The sequence below is a fragment of the Fibrobacter sp. UWB5 genome, from assembly GCF_002210295.1.
Classification (GTDB): domain Bacteria; phylum Fibrobacterota; class Fibrobacteria; order Fibrobacterales; family Fibrobacteraceae; genus Fibrobacter.
In genome coordinates this window covers 42409-60850 of sequence record NZ_MWQH01000003.1, presented here as the reverse complement: position 1 = coordinate 60850, position 18442 = coordinate 42409, and the positions used below count along the sequence as shown (strand labels likewise).

Genomic DNA, 18442 nt, shown 5'->3' with positions numbered 1-18442 from the left:
AAATGCTCAAAACAGAACGCAAATTATTCTTAATTGTAGTCTTTAGACAACAGGACTCCACAGCAATTCCTTTTCTAAATATAATCAAAATTTTTATAAAAAGTCCACATTATTTTAAAAATTTACACATTAAATTCCAATTACGAAATAATTTTAAAAATAAAAAGTCTACATTTCTTCATTAATGCCGTCAAGTGTGGACAATTACGGAATCGCCCGCAAGCCCATCACAAGCAAAACGCATTGTTTCAAATTAAAACACAACCTCCTTAAAGCCTTAAAAGCCGCCAAAAACGTTTCAAAACGATACTACGAATTGCCTAATAAGACCAAAACAGACACAAATCGCCCACCAATAGAACTTGGCACAGAAATTGCTTATTCTAGGGCGAAACAAAAAAAATAGTCCAACTTGGACTAAAAAGTTCAATCAGGGCGCAAAAGCCCGCAAAAAAGGAAAAGTGAAAATGATTAAGCCTCTTGCAGATCGAATCGTCGTCAAGCCGGCAGAAGCCGAACAGAAGACCTCTTCGGGTCTCTTTATCCCGGATAACGCCAAGGAAAAGCCGATGCAGGGTAAGGTCGTGGCCGTGGGCCCGGGTCGCAAGAACGACAAGGGCGAAGTCGTCGCTATGGAAGTCAAGGTCGGCGACGTGGTTCTCTACGGCAAGTACAGCGGCACCGAAGTCACCGTTGACGGTGAAAACTACCTCATCGTGAAGGAATCCGACGTCATCGCTACTCTGTAATAGCGCAACAAAAGGTTTTAAATAAAAAAGGAAAAACAAAATGGCAAAGCAACTTAAGTTTGATGTAGCAGCTCGCGAATCCCTGATGAAAGGCGTGGACAAACTCGCCAACGCAGTGAAGGTTACCCTCGGTCCTAAGGGCCGTAACGTGATGATCGCAAAGGCCTTCGGTGCCCCGAACGTCACCAAGGACGGCGTATCTGTCGCTAAGGAAGTTGAACTCGAAGACGCTTACGAAAATCTTGGCGCCCAGATGGCCAAGGAAGTCGCCAACAAGACTTCTGACGCTGCTGGTGACGGTACCACCACTGCTACCGTGCTCGCTCAGGCTATCACTCGCGAAGGCCTCAAGAACGTGGCCGCCGGTGCAAACCCGATGGATATCAAGCGCGGTATGGACGCTGCTGTCGAAGCCGTGATCAAGGAAATCGGCAAGATGGCCGTGAAGATCAACGGCAAGGAACACATTGCCCAGGTCGCAACGATTTCTGCTAACAACGACCCGGAAATTGGTGAACTCCTCGCCAACGCTATGGAAAAGGTCGGTAACGACGGTGTGATCACCATCGAAGAATCCAAGACCGCTGAAACCATCCTCGACGTTGTCGAAGGTATGCAGTTCGACCGCGGCTACCTCTCTCCGTACTTCGTCACGAACACGGACAGCATGGAAGTCAGCCTCGAAAATCCGTACATCTTGCTGTACGACAAAAAGATTTCTACCATGAAGGATTTGCTCCCGATGCTCGAACACGTTGCAAAGCAGGGCAAGTCTCTCCTCATCATCGCCGAAGACGTCGATGGCGAAGCTCTCGCAACGCTCGTTGTGAACAAGATGCGCGGCACCCTGAAGGTCGCTGCAGTCAAGGCTCCGGGCTTCGGTGATCGCCGTAAGGCAATGCTCGAAGATATCGCTATCCTCACCGGTGGTATGCTCGTTTCCGAAGACACGGGTGCAAAGCTCGAAGACGCTCCGGTTACGGTTCTTGGCCAGGCCAAGTCCATCACCATCACGAAGGACAATACCACGATCGTCGAAGGCGCTGGCGACGCCGCTTCTATCAAGGGCCGTATCGCCCAGATCAAGAAGCAGATCGAAGCTACCACCAGCGACTACGACCGCGAAAAGCTCCAGGAACGCTTGGCCAAGCTCGCGGGCGGCGTTGCCGTGATCAAGGTCGGTGCCGCTACTGAAGTTGAAATGAAGGAAAAGAAGGACCGCGTCGACGACGCTATGCACGCAACTCGCGCTGCCGTCGAAGAAGGTATCGTTCCGGGTGGTGGCGTAGCCCTCATCCGTGCCGAAAAGGCCATTGACGCCCTCAAGTTCGACAACGCCGACCAGAAGACCGGCGCTGCCATCATCCGCCGCGCAATCGAAGAACCGCTCCGCCAGATTGTCCAGAACGCTGGCCTCGAAGGCTCTGTCGTGGTGAACAAGGTGAAGGAAGGCAAGGACGCCTTCGGTTACAACGCTAAGACCGACACCTATGAAGACCTCATCAAGGCTGGCGTGATTGACCCGGCTAAGGTGACCCGCACGGCCCTCAAGAACGCTTCTTCTATCGCTTCGATGATTCTCACGACTGACTGCGTGATCACCGAAAAGAAGGAACCGAAGCCGGCTGCTCCGGCCATGGATCCTTCCATGGGTGGCATGGGCGGCATGATGTAATCGACCGCTAGAATCTACTCCTTATGGACGTCCGGTTCTTTGAACCGGACGTTTTTTGTATAAAATTATTTGGATTATGAAGGCGGGAGTCTGCTCGGCATAGCCGAGCAGTTCCGGCTGGGGCTCGGAAATGAAGAGATAATTCACGGCGGGACTCACAAAGCACTTCGTGCTTTGTAGCCTCTGTGTTATGACGGCGGGATGCTTCTCCGCTTTGCGGAGAAGCTCCGGCTTCGGCTCTGATATGCCGGCAAGCTAGCTTGCCGTCGCATCTTCGCCTTGCGCCGTAGTCGAACCAAGGTTCGACTACACCCGCCAACGAGTATGAAAAAGGGTCCCCTCAAGGGGACCCTTTTTCATACTCGAGGCGGGATTCGAACCCACGACCCATTGCTTAGAAGGCAATTGCTCTATCCAACTGAGCTACTCGAGCGTTGTGGCGCAAATATAGAAAAAATTTCTTATTCGTGTCAATTTTCCGCAGGTCAATTCTTAACGCAACGGACAGGCATTGCAAAATCGTTGTACTTGTGCGATGAACTAAATTTATCTGATTTACGATTACTTATGGCTGCATAATAATGTTCAGAAATTCCGTTTTGATCCCTTGTCCAAAAATAGGCTGTACTCCCTATTCCACCGAATTTACCAAGGGTCCAACCAAAATCGGGTTCATTCCCTCCGCGACACCCTCCAGGAAGAATCGTAAATCCTGTGGAGTTCGTACTCAAGGCAGTATTGTTGTACTGAGTCCATCCGTCTGCAGAAAGCAGTTCCAGTTGATTGTCTACCGATAACCTGCTTATTTCAGCCTCACTTGCCACATGGAAGTTTTCCGGACAAATCCCGGAAAGACTCCTTACTGCGGTACCACTGTAATAGCGACCGTAAATATCGCATTCGCCGTCATCCTCTTCCGTATAGCACCAACTACTTTCCGTGGGGACATAGCGCAGGTTTTCGGCAAACCAAATCTTACCTTCAATAATCAACGTCTTGTAGAATCTTCCGTCACGCTCATCCTTGATACACCCATATTCGACATCCGGATTCAGGTAATTCCAGTTTTCCCGGCGGGTCTCATCACACCCCGGCGCAATCGTCAGCGTATCCGGACCATCTACCGTTTCCGTACTGTCGTTCACGAGGCAACGCGCATAAGCCGTTCTGCCAACGTTCATCTTTATGAGAGTCATCCCCGTACTCTTGCCATAATGCAAGCTCCACACACCCAGCGTTTTCGAATTCGGATCCGCCTTCTCTGAAAGTTCACCCCCCATGAGCACAAAGCTGTCCTCTGCACCATGGTAACCCATAAGGGCGACGTCGTCGCCATCGTCATCGTAGTATTTCTCGTCGTCCGGAAAACCATCACCGTAAACACCGCCGAGTTGATTCGTGAGTTTCAGCACCTCATCGGGATGTTCTTCAAGGAAGGCCATAAGTTCCTCGAGTTCCGCCTTTGTGGGAAGGTGGGTGCCGTTCGGGCACGCGCCTTTAACCGGATTGCTTATGAGCAACGGTCCGTCGTAGCCATTGAACCAGCGCCAGGTATTCGTGAAAACCGTCCAAGACGCCAAGGTGCCATACTTGTCACACATTTCATCTTTGCTGTTATAGCACTTCAAATACGCCCTGTCGATACCAGAGGTAATCTTGATATTCTTTTCCATCCATGACTGGTCCCCTATCTTCACGAAATCAATACCATCTTTCGTAAAATAGTCATCACCGAAAAGGGCCCTGTTATCGCTACTGGCAGGAGCCGATTCGGAAGAACTGGATGATGCCACCCATTCTTCCATGGAACTAGATGAAAAAACAATCTCTTTCTCTTCCGAAGAACTAGAAATGTCCTCCTCAAAAAAATCTCCTGACGAAGAGCAGGAAACGAATTCAACAACCCCTCCTTCTGACGAAGAACTCTCAAGTTCTTTTTCGGCAACAGGCCCTCTCGTCAGTTCGTTATCGCTGTCTCCGCAACTAGACAAGCCCCCACAAAATACAATCAGCAATCCAAAGAAAGCTCTAAATGAATATTTATCAAAGAAATGCATAGTTTACCTGTAAGCCAAATATATCATTTATTTACAAACACCTACATATGGGGCACACCAAATAAAATGTACTCTAGCCAAAAAATCTTTTTTTATCTATATTTATGCATATATTAAAATATTTGCATAGACTTAGGGTGCCGGTTCGACCCGCCCACGGAGAGATTATGAAGATTGTTGACATTCTGAAGCAAGACAAGATGAGCCTTTCGTTCGAAGTGTTCCCTCCTAAAAAAGAGACGAGCTTCGAAAGCGTAAAGGCCGCCACCGAATCGATTGCAGCCCTTGGCCCCGCCTTCATGAGCGTGACTTACGGTGCTGGCGGCGGCGTAAGCCACTTTACTCTTGATATTGCCAAGAACCTCAAGCAAAAGTTCGGCATCCCGATGCTCGCCCACCTTACCTGCGTTTCCAGCAGCAAGGAAACGGTGCACCAGCGCATCGAAGACATGAAGGCCGCAGGCATCAAGAACGTGATGGCACTCCGCGGTGACTTGACCCCGGAACTTATTGAAAAGGGCCGCGACAATTGCGACTACCACTATGCCGTCGAGCTCATCCGTGAACTCAAGGCCTCTGATGCCGACTTCTGCATTGGTGCCGCCTGCTACCCTGAAAAGCACCCCGAAAGTGCAAACCAAGCCGAAGACATCAAGCACCTTAAGGAAAAGGTCGATGCCGGCGCAGACTTTTTGACCACGCAGATGGTGTTCGACAACAACCTGTTCTTCAGCTTCCTCTACAAGCTGCGCGACGCAGGCGTCAACTGCCCGGTGCTCCCCGGCATTATGCCCATCACGAACGCGAACCAGGTGGAACGCGCCATCAAGCTTTCCGGTTCGTTCATGCCGCAGCGCTTTAAGTCGCTGGTCGACAAGTTCGGCAGCGATCCCGAAGCCATGAAGCAGGCCGGCATCATTTACGCAAGCGACCAGATTATTGACCTGTACGCCAACGGCATCACGAACGTTCACGTGTATTCCATGAACAAGCCTGACGTTGCAGAAGGCATTCTCAAGAACGTCACTGCAATTCTCGGAAAGAATTTCGCTGGTTAAAAACTCCGTCAATTATAACGAATGATTCTTTTATAAGAAAAGCCCCTGGTAAAAACCAGGGGCTTTAATTTTCAGCAATTAATCATTCCAATCATAGTAGAACTTGAATTTCCAACCGGCACGCGGTTCATCGCCACAACCGGACCCACAATGATCATCATAAGAAACACCACCCTTTCCATAGGTATAAACCGATTCTACCCAGCCATTCTTAGGTGCGTTTCCATCCTTTCCTGTAAGAGCCAATTCTCCATTGAGAGCCTTGACCATGTTGGCATAAGACCACGAAATTTTCTGTCTTGGCCGTCCCTTGTCAGCACCCCAACAATCTGAATTATTCGCCAGATAAAGAGTCACTCCATCCTTGCTCACCTCTTTCGAATAGGTTTTGGTATTTATACTGACAGCATCGTTATCAGAATTATCATTATCCGCTTTGGTTTCCCAAATAATATCTCCACTAAGAGTTTTTCCTGCTGATTTAATGAAATAATTGTATCGGGCTTTATCTGGATCATTCGAATCAAAATCCGCAAATAATCTCATATCAGCTACGCAACCCGAAAGATAATACTCCGTTCCGAATTCAACGGCCTTGTACTGGAACAAGATGTGCCCAACGCGCTTCGTCTTCGCAACAGTCATCTTGTAAGAGTAAACATCTTTGCCGTTGATATTTTCCTTGACGTAAGCCACGACACGATATGTATAATAGGGAGAAGGAACAGAGACGTTATCTATGTAAGTCGCCAACGTCGTTCCATCACTTTCCCACGTATAATCCTTTAATGACACATCATTCAGTTCCTTTACAATCGTAACACCGTTCGGAAGCTGATCCTTGAGAGCCTTGTCGCTTGATAAGGAAAGATTTTCAAGAGCGCTGTTATTCGTACTTGAGGACGCTTCGGCCCTTAGAATCACATAGCCGGTAATACGACTGTCTTTCATCGACGGTGCAAAATTCACTTCTATCGACTGATGATCAGAAGTAGACAAACTTAAGGCATCATAAGCGATAAATCCGGAAGGAAGTTTATAGGTATAGTTAATTTTTTTCTTTGCTTCGGAAACAACCAACACCGAAACATCCTTTTCTTCTTCTGCAACCTTAAGAGGCGGTATCTTGAACGTGAAATGTTGCGCATCGACACCCTGAGTCACGACAACCGGAGTCCCATTGAAGGAGGCTTCGATGGCATAAACAGGTTCTTCCGTCACAACCTCAACTGTCAACGAATCCCTTGAATACGAACTCATTCCAGCAGCGGTTCCCACCTTTTCATTCTTTGCATTATAAAAAGAGACTTCCTTGATAGCGACGCTTTTGTGAGTGAACTTGTTCGGATCGGAGCCAATAACGAAAAGTTCGTCCACATCAGTATAACCATCGTTATCGGAATCCAATTCATCGTCCATATCAAAAAAATCAATGGACTTAACATCTTTCAGGGGAATGACATTGTCCCCCTCATTAACCGCATTCTTGATTACCGATACCGTCAGGGATTCGTTGTATTCAGGAACAGTCTCAAACGTAATGTTCTTGATCCACGACAAAACAAAGAGAGGATACGTTTCAAAAACGCCTTTGCCGTACATTGCCCAAAGCAGGGAATCCTTATAGTCGCCACTTGCACCGACCAAAAACTTGACCGAATCCAACTTCGTCAAGTGTTCCTTAGGCGATATCGAAGCAGAGCCATAGTCAACATCAATTGCAATCTGACCTGCAAAAGCGGAGCTAGCCAAAGCAAGGGATACAAATAATTTCTTGAACATTTTAACAATCCTCCTTACTTTGCGCTACCGATAGCGATGACATTTTGAGAACGTTTGCCACCCAAGTCAACATGCAACACATACTTTCCGTTTGCAAGATTCATGTTCGACAAAGAGAACCCGTTGAATCCGCTAACGACCGCAAAATTCAGACGTCCAAGACGAATTCCATGAATGTCGAAAATGGTCACGCGAGCATTCGCCTCTCTTTCAGAATACAGGAGAAGGGTCTGCTGACGGGCATCCCAAATCACGTTCGATTTGAAATCGGCAGTAACAATACCTGTTGAATGTTCCTCTTCGCTGGAACTGGATTCCACTGTTACACTGGAGCTAGATGCCACGCTAGAGCTGGATGTCTTGGTCGCGCTGGAGCTAGACGCCACGCTAGAACTGGATTTCTCGGTCGCGCTGGAGCTAGACGCCACGCTAGAACTGGATTTCTCGGTCGCGCTGGAACTGGACGCCACGCTAGAGCTGGATTCCTTGATCGTGCTGGAGCTAGACGCCACGCTAGAACTAGATTCCACAATCGCACTAGAGCTGCTAATATCCTGGTCCGTCGCCGTAAACGTAATCTTAGAGATGTAGTTTACCAAGAACTGCTTGGTCGAACCATCATTCATGGTCACCCGAAGTATTCGAGCCGAACCGGCATAGGCAGAAACCGCCATTATAACGGCAAAAAATAGGGCTGCCGCCCAAAGGGGACTTTTCATTTTTTCTCCTTTCCTTGAAAAGTAAAATTTTATACAAATTTATAAAATTTTACACAAACTTTCTATAAAAAAGTCAGACTTCGATAGTCTTTAGCCATTCACGCATTTCGTAAACATTGACTTTCGCCTGCAAGGACTTGTGGGCGATTCTTGCACCCGGCATCGTCGCCATTTTTTTTGGATTGAGCTCGAAGCCTACGCGGCCGAGGTCTAGGCGGTCAGCGTCGTAGCAGGTGTTGATGGTCGGATCATCAGTCTGATGTTCCTTGGTGTGGTAAAAGCAGGCGTGATAAAGTTGGTCGAACTGTTCCTGCGTGATTTCGAGAAGGCCCTTTTCGAAGCATTCCTTGGCAAAGGCCGCTCCGCGCTCGCCGTGTTCGCCATCGTAGCCGTCATCTTCGCGCTTGCAGTCGTGAAAGAGTGCGAACAGTCGCACGACTGTCACGTCGGCACCTGTAATAGGCGCAAGGAGCAAGCCATTGAATTCCACCTGCCGCCAATGAGAAAGTCCATGAATCGTTGAATCTACGATTCGATTGCTATAGACAAACTCTTGTAAGGCGGCAAAATCGATCATTTCCCGTAATGTTCCTTCAAGTCCATCAGGCATTGGAGCGCCTGCATCGGAGTCATTTCTTCGGGTTTTAAGCGGCGGATTTCTTCCTTAAGGAGCTGCGTAGATTCGTCGGGAGGGGCGAACAAATCGACCTGCGGCTTTTCCATGAGCTTCTTGTGGGTAGCACCATCACTCGGGTCAATCTTCTGCTTTTCGAGGCGCAAAAGAATCTTGCGGGCACGACGCAGCACATTGTTCGGAAGGCCCGCCATTTCGGCCACGTGAATACCGTAGCTGGAGTCGCAAGCACCTTCAAGAATCTTGTGCAAGAAGATGAGCTTGTCGCCCTTTTCCTGGACACCCACCTGGAAGTTTCCGGCGTGTTCAAGGCTTTCCACAAGGCCAGTAAGTTCGTGGTAGTGCGTTGCAAACAGCGTGATGGCGGCACGGGCCGGTTCATCATGCAGAGTTTCCACAATCGCCCACGCAATCGAGAGGCCGTCAAAGGTACTGGTTCCGCGACCGATTTCGTCGAGGAGCACCAAGCTGTGCGAAGTTGCATTGCGCAAGATGTTCGCGGTTTCAATCATTTCGACCATGAACGTCGAAAGACCACGGCTCAAGCGGTCGCTTGCACCCACGCGCGTAAAGATGCGGTCCACCACGCCGATGCGGGCACTTTCTGCCGGCACGAAGCAGCCGATTTGCGCCATGAGCACAATGAGTCCCGTCTGGCGCAGGTAAGTCGATTTACCGGCCATGTTAGGGCCCGTAATGAGCATGAGGCGCGTGGCTTCGGGCGAAAGGTTCACATCGTTCGGGATAAAGTCAAGGTCCGAATTGACCGCGACAATCACCGGATGGAAACCGCCCTTGATTTCGATACCCGAGCCTTCGAAGACTTCGGGGCAAACGTAATTGTACTTGCGAGCGGCGCGGGCAAAGCTATAAAGCGTATCTACATGGGCAATCGCATTCGCGATTTCCTGGAGTTCGGCACGCCAGCTGTTTACGCGTTCGCGGAGTTCGCAGAAAATCTTGTATTCCAGCGCATGAATGTTGACTTCGGCGTTGCTAATGATGGATTCGCATTCCTTCATCTCGGGCGTAATATAGCGTTCGCCGTTCACCGTCGTCTGCTTGCGAATGTATTCGTCAGGAATCGGGGCAGTCGCCTTCGCCATCTGCGCCTTGGTAATTTCGATATAGTAACCGAAGACACGGTTGTAGCCGACCTTAAGGCTCGGGATGCCGAGGCGTTCACGTTCACGGACTTCCAAGGAGGCAATCCATTCGCGGCGTTCCTTGATGTCTTCGTTCATGGCATCGAGTTCCGCGTTTGCACCCGCGCGAATCATGCCGCCCTCGCGAACGGTCAGCGGCAAGTCATCGTTAAACTGCGAGAGGAGTTCTTCGCCACGGCCTCGGGCGGCAATGAGGGCCGCTCGCATCGGTTCAAAAATCGGCGAGTTCAATCCTTCAAGCACATCGGCCACCTTGGAGGCCTGCGAAAGCGAACGGCCCATGCCCGCCAAGTCGCGGGCATTCGCGCGTCCGGACCCCACACGGCCCATCAGGCGTTCCATATCGAGAATCGAAGTCAGCGATTCCTTAAGCTCATCGAGAGCGACCGGATTATTGACGAGTTCCTCGACTGCGTCTTCACGTTCCTTAATGCGGTCCACCGAAATCAGCGGGTGGCTCACCCACTCCTTCAGATTGCGCCCGCCCATGGCAGTCACCGTAAAGTCGAGCACGTAGCAAAGCGTACTGCTAATGTCGTCAGCATTCAGCGGGCGCACCAGTTCCAAGTTACGCAGCGTACTCGGATCGAGCGTCATGTAGTCGTCGAGATTCAGAATCTCGAGCGTCGTAAAATGCGAAAGTTCGGACTTCTTCTGGTCCATCAGGTACTGGAGAAGCACTCCCGTCACCTGGGTTTCGACCACTCGCCCGTCCAGACCGAGACCGTCCAAAGCCTCGACCTTAAAGTGCGTAAACAGCACATCCTTCGCGGAATCTTCGCCGAACAGGAATGCCGGAAGTTCCGTCACCAGAATGTTTTCGGAACGAATCAAGTCCATCACACCGCTTGGAATCGAAGTTCCTTCGGGCACCACGACTTCCTTGGGCATACGGCGGCAGAATTCACATTCAAAAGCCTGCACCGAACTCTTGCAAGCGGCCAAGTAGCCCGTCGTCACGTCGGCAATCGCAAACGAAACCGAATCCTTTTCGGGAATAAACGCGCAAAGGTAATTCGCCTCTTTCGCATTCAGGTTCGATTCGTCCATCGCAGTGCCGGCACTGATGATTTCTACAATGTCGCGCTTGACGATTCCCTTTGCAAGCTTCGGGTCTTCTACCTGTTCGCAAATGGCAATGCGGTAGCCCGCCGCCACCATCTTGGGCACGTAACGGTCTGCTGCATGGTGCGGGAACCCGCACAAGGGCGTTGCTCCCGAGGCGCCGTTGTTGCGGCTCGTGAGCGTGAGTCCTAAAATCTTCGAGGCAACCACGGCATCGTCTTCGAAAAGTTCGAAGAAGTCGCCCATTCTAAAAAACAAGATGCAGCCGGGATTCTGTTTCTTGATCTCGTAATACTGCTGCATTAACGGGGTTACAGCCATTAGGCATCTCCCATCGACAATTCAACCTGGTCCGGATTTTCTTCGGGCTGCACCGGTTCTTCGGGGCTCACCGATTCGGGTTTCGCATACTGCGGCACCAAGGCGCCCGCTTCCAGAAGTTCACTGAATTCGCGGAGTCTCGGCAAGTCTTCCGGGATGCGGTTGATGCCAAAATACTTCATGAATTCCTGCGTGGTCACGTAGGTATAGGGGTTTCCCACCGTATCGGCACGACTACCCAATGCAATAAAGCCCTTGTCGAGCAAGTTACGAATCGGGCCATCCACCGACGACACGCCACGCACCTGTTCAATCGCCGCCTTGGTTATCGGCTGCTGGTAAGCAATCACCGCCAAAGTTTCAAGCGCCGCCTGACTGAGCCTACGGGCGTTTGCTTCGGGGAACAGCTTGCGCACCCACGGGTAGTACTTGGCTCGCGTTCTAAAGCGGTAACCGCCCGCCTGTTCCACGATTTCGAACGGGGAATTAATCTTGTTCAGCGAATCGTTCGCCGCAATCAGCGCATCGGACACCAAGCGCGCATCCAAAAAATCACCCAGAATTTCGCGCAGCTTTTTAAGCGTCACAATGTCAGGAGACGCAAACACGAGCGCCTGGATAATGCGGGCCAAATCCTCTTGGCTCTCGACTTTCGGGAGTTCCGCCGATTCTTCGGCCAAATCGTCCAAATTCTGATTTTCTTCCATACGCTTACCAAGATACAAATTTTCAGTTCAAGATCTACCAATAGATCCCGGCTCGGGGGCCGGGATGACATTCTAAGCTAGAACACGACCAAGTCGTTCTTATGAATCAGTTCGTCGGGAACATCCTTGCCCAGAATCTCATGAACCTGAGCAGTTTTCTTGCGCAACACGAGCTTGAGTGTTTCGCTGTCAAAGCCGGCCACGCCGCGCGCGACCGCATCACCCGACGGGCTCAAGACTTCAATCAAGTCGCCCTTGTCAAAGTGTTTCTTAACGGCGCACACGCCCACGGGGAGCAAGCTAGAATGTTTTTCGCGCAAAGCCTTCACGCCACCTTCGTCAACCACCACGGCACCGCGCGGAGTCGTCACGAAGCTGAGCCAGCGCTGACGGCTATTGAGCTTTTTCTTGGAGCCCACAAAGAGCGTGCCTTCGGCATTTTCAAAAATCACTTGGTGCGGCAACACCTTCATGCCACTGGCGAGGAACGCATTGCAACCGCTCTTGGTCACGTTACGGATGGCTTCCAGCTTGCTGCGCATACCGCCGGTACTCACGGCGGAGCCCGTTTCACCGGGCTTACCCGCAAGGGCCAATACAGCAGGCGTAATTTCCGGCACAAAACGGAGCAAACGGGCGTTCGGGTTCTTCTTCGGATTGTCATCGAAGAGTCCATCTTCGTCCGTGAAAATCAAAAGCAAGTCCGCATCAAGGAAGAGTGCCACGTCGCTCGAAAGCTTGTCGTTATCGCCCACCTTGATTTCAGCGACGGCGAGAGAGTCGTTTTCGTTGATAATCGGGACAATCTTACGGGCAAGCATCGCCTTGATGGTGTTCTGCAAATTCTTGTAGCGGTTGCGGTCGCGGAAGTCTTCGGCAGACAAAAGAATCTGACCCACAGAAAGTTGCATCCAGCGGAACATTTCGCGGTAGGCGTACATCAAGTCAATCTGGCCCACGGCAGCGCAGGCCTGCTTTTCGGCAAGCACCGTCGGCTTTTCCTTGTAACCGAGCTGGCTCATGCCTGTTCCCACGGCACCACTTGTGACAATCACAACTTCCTTGCCCGCTTCCATGAGGCGAGCGACGGAATCGGCGAGTTTCTGGATATAACGGGTGCGAACGCCGCCCCTTTCGGAGTCGACCAAAATACGGGACCCGATCTTTACGACAATGCGACGGGATTCATCGAGAATATTCTTTCTTAATTCACTCATAGATTACCTACACACCAAAAGCCTGATTGCATCGAGGCGGAGTTGCGGGTTCGAAATTACTTTTTTCCATTCCTGGGCATTCTTGCGGAGCTGTTGCAGCTGGGTGTTGTTACCCGCCTTGCCACGCATGCTAAGCAAATGGTTCATACGCTGGTATTCCTGCTCGGCGCGGGCTTCGACTGCGGCAGCGGCCACTTCAGCAATTTCCTTCGCCTTGGCAGACACAATGCGGCGAGCGATGGCGAGGCCTTCTTTACCGAAATACTTGAGCGTCATGTTCACAGCGGCATTGCCCTGCGGAACAGGCACATCCTTGAAGCTTGCGGCTTTCAGTTCCGGAACCTTTTCGGTCAAGTCTTCACCTGTCGGGTTCACAAGCACGCTAATGTAGCGCGGGCCCGCAAGGTCAGACACGCCCCATTCTTCGGAGACCGAGAAGTCCACCGCAAAGTTGTACTGCATCACAAGGCCGCGCATTCCGGAATTCTGCCAGATGTTGCAAGCCACAGCACCGTTGTCCAGTGAGGTTTCAAAGTCAATCACGCCCTGCGAAAGCGGGTGTTCCAAGCTCACAAAGTCCACTTCGTCGTGCACCATGGCCACGTTGCGGTCAAAGGTCACAGTCAAGCTAGACGTATCGCAGAAGCGAGCATCTTCGTCGCCACCGCCCGAGCTTTCTTCAAAATTACCCACGGCCTGCGTCACGCGGCCACCGCCACCGGCGCCAGCCATGCCAACGCTTTCGGGCATGCCAGGAATCGAACCCGATTCCACCTGCGTACCCATGCTAATGATGTAGCAGCCCTTAATCTTGCTCTTTTCGATTTCAAGACCGCGGTCCATCAGCGACGAGAACACCAGCGTTTCCAAATCCTTGTCAGCGTCAATCTTCAAGATGGCATCGGTAATTTCTTTAGCCTTCGCCGGATTGCGGGAGTTGAATTCCAGCAAGCGGTCGCGGCCCTTTTCAATATTCTTGCGCATGGTGTCGCAGTCTTTCTTGACCTGCGGAATCACCGTATCCACAAAGTTCTGGAGCAATGCCTGCGGTTCGGCCAAAGCGGCAATCAGTTCGTCGGTGTACTTGAGGAACAGTTCGCCACCGCTCATCATCGGAGTACCGAAGGCGTTCAAGCCGTTGTGGTACCAGCGGAACATGACTTCCTGACCGGAGCCCTTCACATACGGCACGTGAATAATGATGTTTTCGGTCTGACCGATACGGTCCAAGCGGCCAATACGCTGTTCCACCAAGGCGGCATCGAGGGGCAAGTCAAACAGAATCAAATGGTGGGCAAACTGGAAGTTGCGGCCTTCGGAACCGATTTCAGATGCAATCAACAAGTTCGCGCCGTTTTCTCTGCTGAAGTTTGCAGCTGCCTTATCGCGGGCCATAATCGTCATGTTCTCATGGAACATCGAGAAGGCGCCCTCGCCCATGTATTCGTTCAAAAGCGTTTCAAGAGCCTGAACCACCTGGATGGATTCACAAATCAGGAGCACCTTGTCGTTGGCATGTTCCTTCAAGAATCCCTTAAGCCACACGTAGCGTTCGTCGAGCGCCCAGGCATCGGAATAGCTCGTGCAAAGCAGGCCGTTTTCCTGAATGTCGGTGGACATGTCCAAATCGTTTTCGGCAGCCACGTTCACCATGTCGCGGTAATTCTTGTTCGGTTCCAGCGGGATTTCGTCGAGCACGCGCTTCGGGAATCCGCCCACGCCCTTACGGGTATTGCGGAACACCACCGAACCTGTACCCACGGCATCCACAATGCGGCGGATCCATTCGTCGGCAGGCATGCTCTTTGCGCTTTCCTGTTCAAGCCACGGACGGATAATCGATTTCTTCGGCACACATTCGTTCAAGTCGTCCCAGCTCATGGTCTGGCCAGGGTCCGTCGGCAACTTCGAAAGTTCGTTCACCAGTTTGCGGTAGGCATCCTGGTCCTTGATAAAGCTGTTGTAGTCCGCAAAGCGCACGGGGTCGAGCATCTTCAAACGGTTGAACTGCGATTCCGGGTGGAACTGCAGCGGCGTACCCGTCAAAAGGAGCACGCCCTTCGAGCGCTGAATCACGGCGTTAGCCAACAAATATTCGTGGCTCGTGAATCCGTCTTCGCAAACCAAGTGATGCGCTTCGTCGATAATCACCATGTCCCAAGTCGTCTTGAGCAAGTCTTCGATCAACGCGGGTTGCTTGATCAAGAAGTCGATGGAGCAAATAATATCGTTTGCAATCGTGAACGGATTCGGGCGGTCATCGTCGTCGTTCACGAACAGGCCCTTGATGTAGCCTTCATCCACCAGCGTGAACAAGTGGTTAAAGCGGCGTTTCATCTCCACAAGCCACTGGTGCTTCAGCGTTTCGGGCACAATAATCAAAGTACGGGTCAAGCGACCGCGGGCCTTGAGCGCATGCCAAATCATGCCGGCTTCAATCGTCTTACCGAGGCCCACTTCGTCAGAGAGCATCAGGCGCGGGAGCGTCGAACTGTCGCAGGCGCGCTGGCACAAATAATACTGGTGCGGAATCATCGAGGTACGCGGGCCAATCATGCCACGCACCGGCGAAGAAATCCACTTGCAAGAAAGTTCCATGGCCGATTCGCGGCGACCGAACTGCACACTGTTCGACACGCGATTTTCCATGAGGGCCTTGAACAAGTCCGCAGGACGCGCAATCGAAATCTTGCCGCTCAGTTCAGATTCCTTCATCTGTCTGCCGGCGCGGCCCGTATAAACCAACAAGCCGTCCACCTCTTTCACCGATTCCACGGTAAAAGACATTCCCTTTTCGCTCTTGGCGGTATCGCCCACCGAAAGTTCAAAGCGATCCACAGGGGCACCCATGGAACGGTAGCAACGGACATCACTTACAGCGGGGAAAGAAATCTTAACAATACGGTCTTGCACCTCGGTGACTATACCAAGCCCGAGAGTAGGTTCCGATTGACTTACATAGCGTTGGCCAATCTTGAAATTCATCATACCTCCAAAATGTAGCTTTTTTTCTAAATTATGGCTCATCATGATTTGGTACTACATAGATGAAACCGTAACAGACGGTGAACGACGCAAAGGTCCCTTTAATATCGACGAAATCAGGGACTTTGTAAAAGATGGCGTCATCAAAGACGAAACTTTAGTGTGGCATTCGGGCATGGAAGCCTGGGTCGCCTGGAAAGATACCGAAGAATCCAAGGAAGTCCCGCTTTCCGAAGAAGAACAGATCAAGGCTGCCCTCGAAGCTATCATCGCCGAACACAACAAGGGCAAGCATTACGCCGGATTCTTTGTCCGCGCTATCGCCTACTTTATCGACAACGTTATTTTGTCTGCAACAGGCGTCTTGATTCTGATGATCATGAGCGCCGTTCAGGCAATAGACTTGAACGTCCTTGGCGATGCCATGAACGCCTACATTAGCAATCCCACCTCCGAAGAGGCTTTGAACAAGGTGATTGACGTTCCCGGCACGCACCTGTTCCTGATTATCTGGGGCATCGTGCAAGCCATTTACTTTATCGCATTTACAGCCATCAAGTCGGCGACTCCCGGCAAAATGCTCGTGAAGATCCATGTCGAAGTCGCCCACGGTGAGCCCATGAGCTGGGTGAGCGCCGCACTTCGCTTTATTGCAAGCCTGATTACGCAATGCACGCTCATGTTCTACGGCCTTGGCTACCTGATTGTATTCATCGACCCCAAGCGCCGCGCCCTCCACGACCACATCGCCCGCACAAGAGTTGTGCACGATATGATTAAACGAGAGACGAAAGACGAGAGAAAAAAGAATAATTAAAAGGGAGAGGTCTCTCCCTCGTTCAAACCCCGGCTGCACACAGCCGGGTTTTTCTCTACCCTCTCTCCTAGGGGCACGCCCCTAAAACCCGGTACTTTTACTATCTTATAAATGCAAAAAATTTAAGTCTAATTTTACTATGTACCAGTTTATTGTACCTCAGGTTAAAAAGCCGCTCGACGGCGAAGTTGAAATTTCCGGCGCCAAGAACGCAGTCCTTGCCGTAATGGCAGCAGCCCTCTTGGCCGACGGCGTCTCCGAAATCACGAACGTTCCGCACCTCAAAGACATGAAGACTATGTCCGATGTGCTGCGCGTGATCGGTTGCCACATCGGTGGCGAAGCCCACACCTTAAGAATCGACACCCGTGGTGCCGACCATCTGGAAGCCCCTTACGAACTCGTGAAGACCATGCGCGCAAGCTTCTATGTGCTCGGTCCTCTGGTAGCTCGCTTTGGCCGCTGCCGCGTGTCTCTCCCGGGCGGTTGCGCTTGGGGCCCGCGCCCTGTGGACTTGCACCTGAAAGGCCTCGAAGCCTTGGGCGCCAAGATTACCGTGACTCACGGCTACGTAGAAGCCACTTGCGACGGACGCCTCCCCGGCGGTACATTCCATTTCCCGATTTCCAGCGTGGGCGCCACGGTGAACGTACTGATGGCCGCAACGCTTGCCAAGGGCACCAGCGTGTTGCAGAATGCTGCCCTCGAACCTGAAATCGATAACCTCGTCGATTACCTCATCGGCATGGGCGCCAAGATTCAAGGGCGCGGCACGCGCACCCTTACGGTGCAGGGCGTAGAAGCTCTACGCCCGGGTAATGGCGTCACCATTCCCGACCGTATCGAAGCAGGCACCTACCTTTGTGGTGCCGCCATTACGCGTGGCCGCGTCAAGGTCACCAAGATTATTCCCGAACACATCGCCTCGACACTCGATGCCTTCCGCGACATGAACTGCAAGGTATCCGTCGGCCCTGACTGGGCCGAAGTCGACGCCCGCAACGTGGAACTCAAGCCGATTACGATTCAGACGCTCCCGTTCCCGGGCTACCCCACCGACATGCAGGCACCGCTTATGGCAACGCTCCTCTCGGTTCCGGGCAACAGCGTGATTCAAGATACCGTCTATAACGACCGATTCAAGCACGTGGCCGAAATGGAACGCCTGGGCGCAAGCATTACGCTCAGCGGCAACACCGCCACCATCAAGGGCGGCCTCCCGCTGGAAGGTGCCGACGTGATGGGCTCCGACCTCCGCGCCTCCGCAGCACTTGTGCTCGCCGCGTTAATCGCCGAAGGCGAAACCAAGATTAGCCGCATTTACCACCTCGACCGCGGTTACGAAGATTTCGAAGCCAAGATGGCTAAGCTCGGCGCCGAAGTCAAGCGCGTCATCATCGACGCCGACGAACCGTAGACTAGACGAGAGAACGCCGCTACGCGGCTACAGACGAGAGACTAAAGAAAAAACTCCGGCGAAGCTATCGTCG

The 18442-nt window shown here is 51.7% G+C and carries 14 protein-coding genes and 1 tRNA gene; 6 read left to right on the top strand and 9 right to left on the bottom strand.

What is annotated here, in order from left to right:
• The first annotated feature begins 467 nt into the window (after window positions 1-467).
• Entirely contained in the window at window positions 468-749 is a 282-nt protein-coding gene (gene groES / locus B7989_RS06420; RefSeq protein ID WP_088627732.1) for a co-chaperone GroES, read from the top strand.
• Between the two features lie 40 nt (window positions 750-789).
• Complete coding sequence (gene groL / locus B7989_RS06415; RefSeq protein WP_088627731.1) at window positions 790-2424, top strand: chaperonin GroEL; 1635 nt, start codon at window positions 790-792, stop codon at window positions 2422-2424.
• A gap of 359 nt (window positions 2425-2783) precedes the next feature.
• On the opposite strand, the gene B7989_RS06410 is transcribed toward groL, so the two are convergent.
• Both B7989_RS06410 and B7989_RS06405 read right to left on the bottom strand, forming a co-directional pair.
• Window positions 2784-2857, bottom strand: a tRNA-Arg gene (locus B7989_RS06410).
• A 52-nt stretch (window positions 2858-2909) separates the two neighbouring features.
• Window positions 2910-4229: an FISUMP domain-containing protein gene (locus B7989_RS06405; RefSeq protein ID WP_158212874.1), complete on the bottom strand. Its 1320-nt coding sequence runs from the start codon at window positions 4227-4229 to the stop codon at window positions 2910-2912.
• On the opposite strand from B7989_RS06405, the gene B7989_RS13975 reads away from it, so the two are divergent.
• Window positions 4228-4494, top strand: a complete 267-nt coding sequence (locus B7989_RS13975) for a hypothetical protein (RefSeq protein WP_158212873.1) — start codon at window positions 4228-4230, stop codon at window positions 4492-4494. The two genes, B7989_RS06405 and B7989_RS13975, sit on opposite strands and share 2 nt — an antisense overlap.
• A gap of 154 nt (window positions 4495-4648) precedes the next feature.
• Entirely contained in the window at window positions 4649-5539 is an 891-nt protein-coding gene (metF, locus tag B7989_RS06400) for a methylenetetrahydrofolate reductase [NAD(P)H] (RefSeq protein ID WP_088627729.1), read from the top strand.
• 78 nt (window positions 5540-5617) lie between these two features.
• On the opposite strand, the gene B7989_RS06395 is transcribed toward metF, so the two are convergent.
• From B7989_RS06395 to rapA, 7 genes are all read right to left on the bottom strand, one after another.
• Window positions 5618-7321: a thrombospondin type 3 repeat-containing protein gene (locus tag B7989_RS06395; protein ID WP_088627728.1), complete on the bottom strand. Its 1704-nt coding sequence runs from the start codon at window positions 7319-7321 to the stop codon at window positions 5618-5620.
• Window positions 7322-7335: 14 nt separating this feature from the next.
• Window positions 7336-8040 (bottom strand): hypothetical protein, encoded by a 705-nt coding sequence (locus tag B7989_RS13855; protein ID WP_144264984.1) that lies wholly within the window; start codon window positions 8038-8040, stop codon window positions 7336-7338.
• A gap of 73 nt (window positions 8041-8113) precedes the next feature.
• Entirely contained in the window at window positions 8114-8617 is a 504-nt protein-coding gene (locus B7989_RS06380) for an HD domain-containing protein (RefSeq protein WP_088627725.1), read from the bottom strand.
• On the bottom strand, window positions 8614-11226 hold the full coding sequence (mutS, locus tag B7989_RS06375; protein WP_088627724.1) for a DNA mismatch repair protein MutS: 2613 nt from the start codon (window positions 11224-11226) through the stop codon (window positions 8614-8616). The genes B7989_RS06380 and mutS overlap by 4 nt, the downstream gene beginning before the upstream one ends.
• A complete protein-coding gene (gene scpB, locus B7989_RS06370) occupies window positions 11226-11933 on the bottom strand; it encodes an SMC-Scp complex subunit ScpB (RefSeq protein WP_072797100.1) in 708 nt (235 codons plus the stop codon). Before scpB ends, mutS begins: the two co-directional genes overlap by 1 nt.
• A 77-nt stretch (window positions 11934-12010) precedes the next feature.
• Complete coding sequence (gene proB / locus B7989_RS06365; protein WP_088627723.1) at window positions 12011-13150, bottom strand: glutamate 5-kinase; 1140 nt, start codon at window positions 13148-13150, stop codon at window positions 12011-12013.
• Between the two features lie 3 nt (window positions 13151-13153).
• A complete protein-coding gene (gene rapA, locus B7989_RS06360) occupies window positions 13154-16138 on the bottom strand; it encodes an RNA polymerase-associated protein RapA (protein WP_233144280.1) in 2985 nt (994 codons plus the stop codon).
• A gap of 40 nt (window positions 16139-16178) precedes the next feature.
• Between rapA and B7989_RS06355 the strand changes: the two genes are divergently transcribed.
• Both B7989_RS06355 and murA read left to right on the top strand, forming a co-directional pair.
• Complete coding sequence (locus tag B7989_RS06355; protein WP_088627721.1) at window positions 16179-16952, top strand: RDD family protein; 774 nt, start codon at window positions 16179-16181, stop codon at window positions 16950-16952.
• 139 nt (window positions 16953-17091) lie between these two features.
• A complete protein-coding gene (gene murA / locus B7989_RS06350; RefSeq protein ID WP_088627720.1) occupies window positions 17092-18369 on the top strand; it encodes a UDP-N-acetylglucosamine 1-carboxyvinyltransferase in 1278 nt (425 codons plus the stop codon).
• Window positions 18370-18442: the final 73 nt, after the last annotated feature.

What these genes read in the sequence shown, in the direction of transcription:
- B7989_RS06395 (WP_088627728.1), bottom strand. Translation starts at nt 7,321, where the DNA reads ATGTTCAAGAAATTATTTGTATCCCTTGCTTTGGCTAGCTCCGCTTTT.
- metF (WP_088627729.1), top strand. Translation starts at nt 4,649, where the DNA reads ATGAAGATTGTTGACATTCTGAAGCAAGACAAGATGAGCCTTTCGTTC.
- B7989_RS06405 (WP_158212874.1), bottom strand. Translation starts at nt 4,229, where the DNA reads ATGGAAGAATGGGTGGCATCATCCAGTTCTTCCGAATCGGCTCCTGCC.
- B7989_RS06380 (WP_088627725.1), bottom strand. Translation starts at nt 8,617, where the DNA reads ATGATCGATTTTGCCGCCTTACAAGAGTTTGTCTATAGCAATCGAATC.
- B7989_RS13975 (WP_158212873.1), top strand. Translation starts at nt 4,228, where the DNA reads ATGGAACTAGATGAAAAAACAATCTCTTTCTCTTCCGAAGAACTAGAA.
- B7989_RS13855 (WP_144264984.1), bottom strand. Translation starts at nt 8,040, where the DNA reads ATGAAAAGTCCCCTTTGGGCGGCAGCCCTATTTTTTGCCGTTATAATG.
- rapA (WP_233144280.1), bottom strand. Translation starts at nt 16,138, where the DNA reads ATGATGAATTTCAAGATTGGCCAACGCTATGTAAGTCAATCGGAACCT.
- scpB (WP_072797100.1), bottom strand. Translation starts at nt 11,933, where the DNA reads ATGGAAGAAAATCAGAATTTGGACGATTTGGCCGAAGAATCGGCGGAA.
- B7989_RS06355 (WP_088627721.1), top strand. Translation starts at nt 16,179, where the DNA reads ATGATTTGGTACTACATAGATGAAACCGTAACAGACGGTGAACGACGC.
- mutS (WP_088627724.1), bottom strand. Translation starts at nt 11,226, where the DNA reads ATGGCTGTAACCCCGTTAATGCAGCAGTATTACGAGATCAAGAAACAG.
- murA (WP_088627720.1), top strand. Translation starts at nt 17,092, where the DNA reads ATGTACCAGTTTATTGTACCTCAGGTTAAAAAGCCGCTCGACGGCGAA.
- groL (WP_088627731.1), top strand. Translation starts at nt 790, where the DNA reads ATGGCAAAGCAACTTAAGTTTGATGTAGCAGCTCGCGAATCCCTGATG.
- groES (WP_088627732.1), top strand. Translation starts at nt 468, where the DNA reads ATGATTAAGCCTCTTGCAGATCGAATCGTCGTCAAGCCGGCAGAAGCC.
- proB (WP_088627723.1), bottom strand. Translation starts at nt 13,150, where the DNA reads ATGAGTGAATTAAGAAAGAATATTCTCGATGAATCCCGTCGCATTGTC.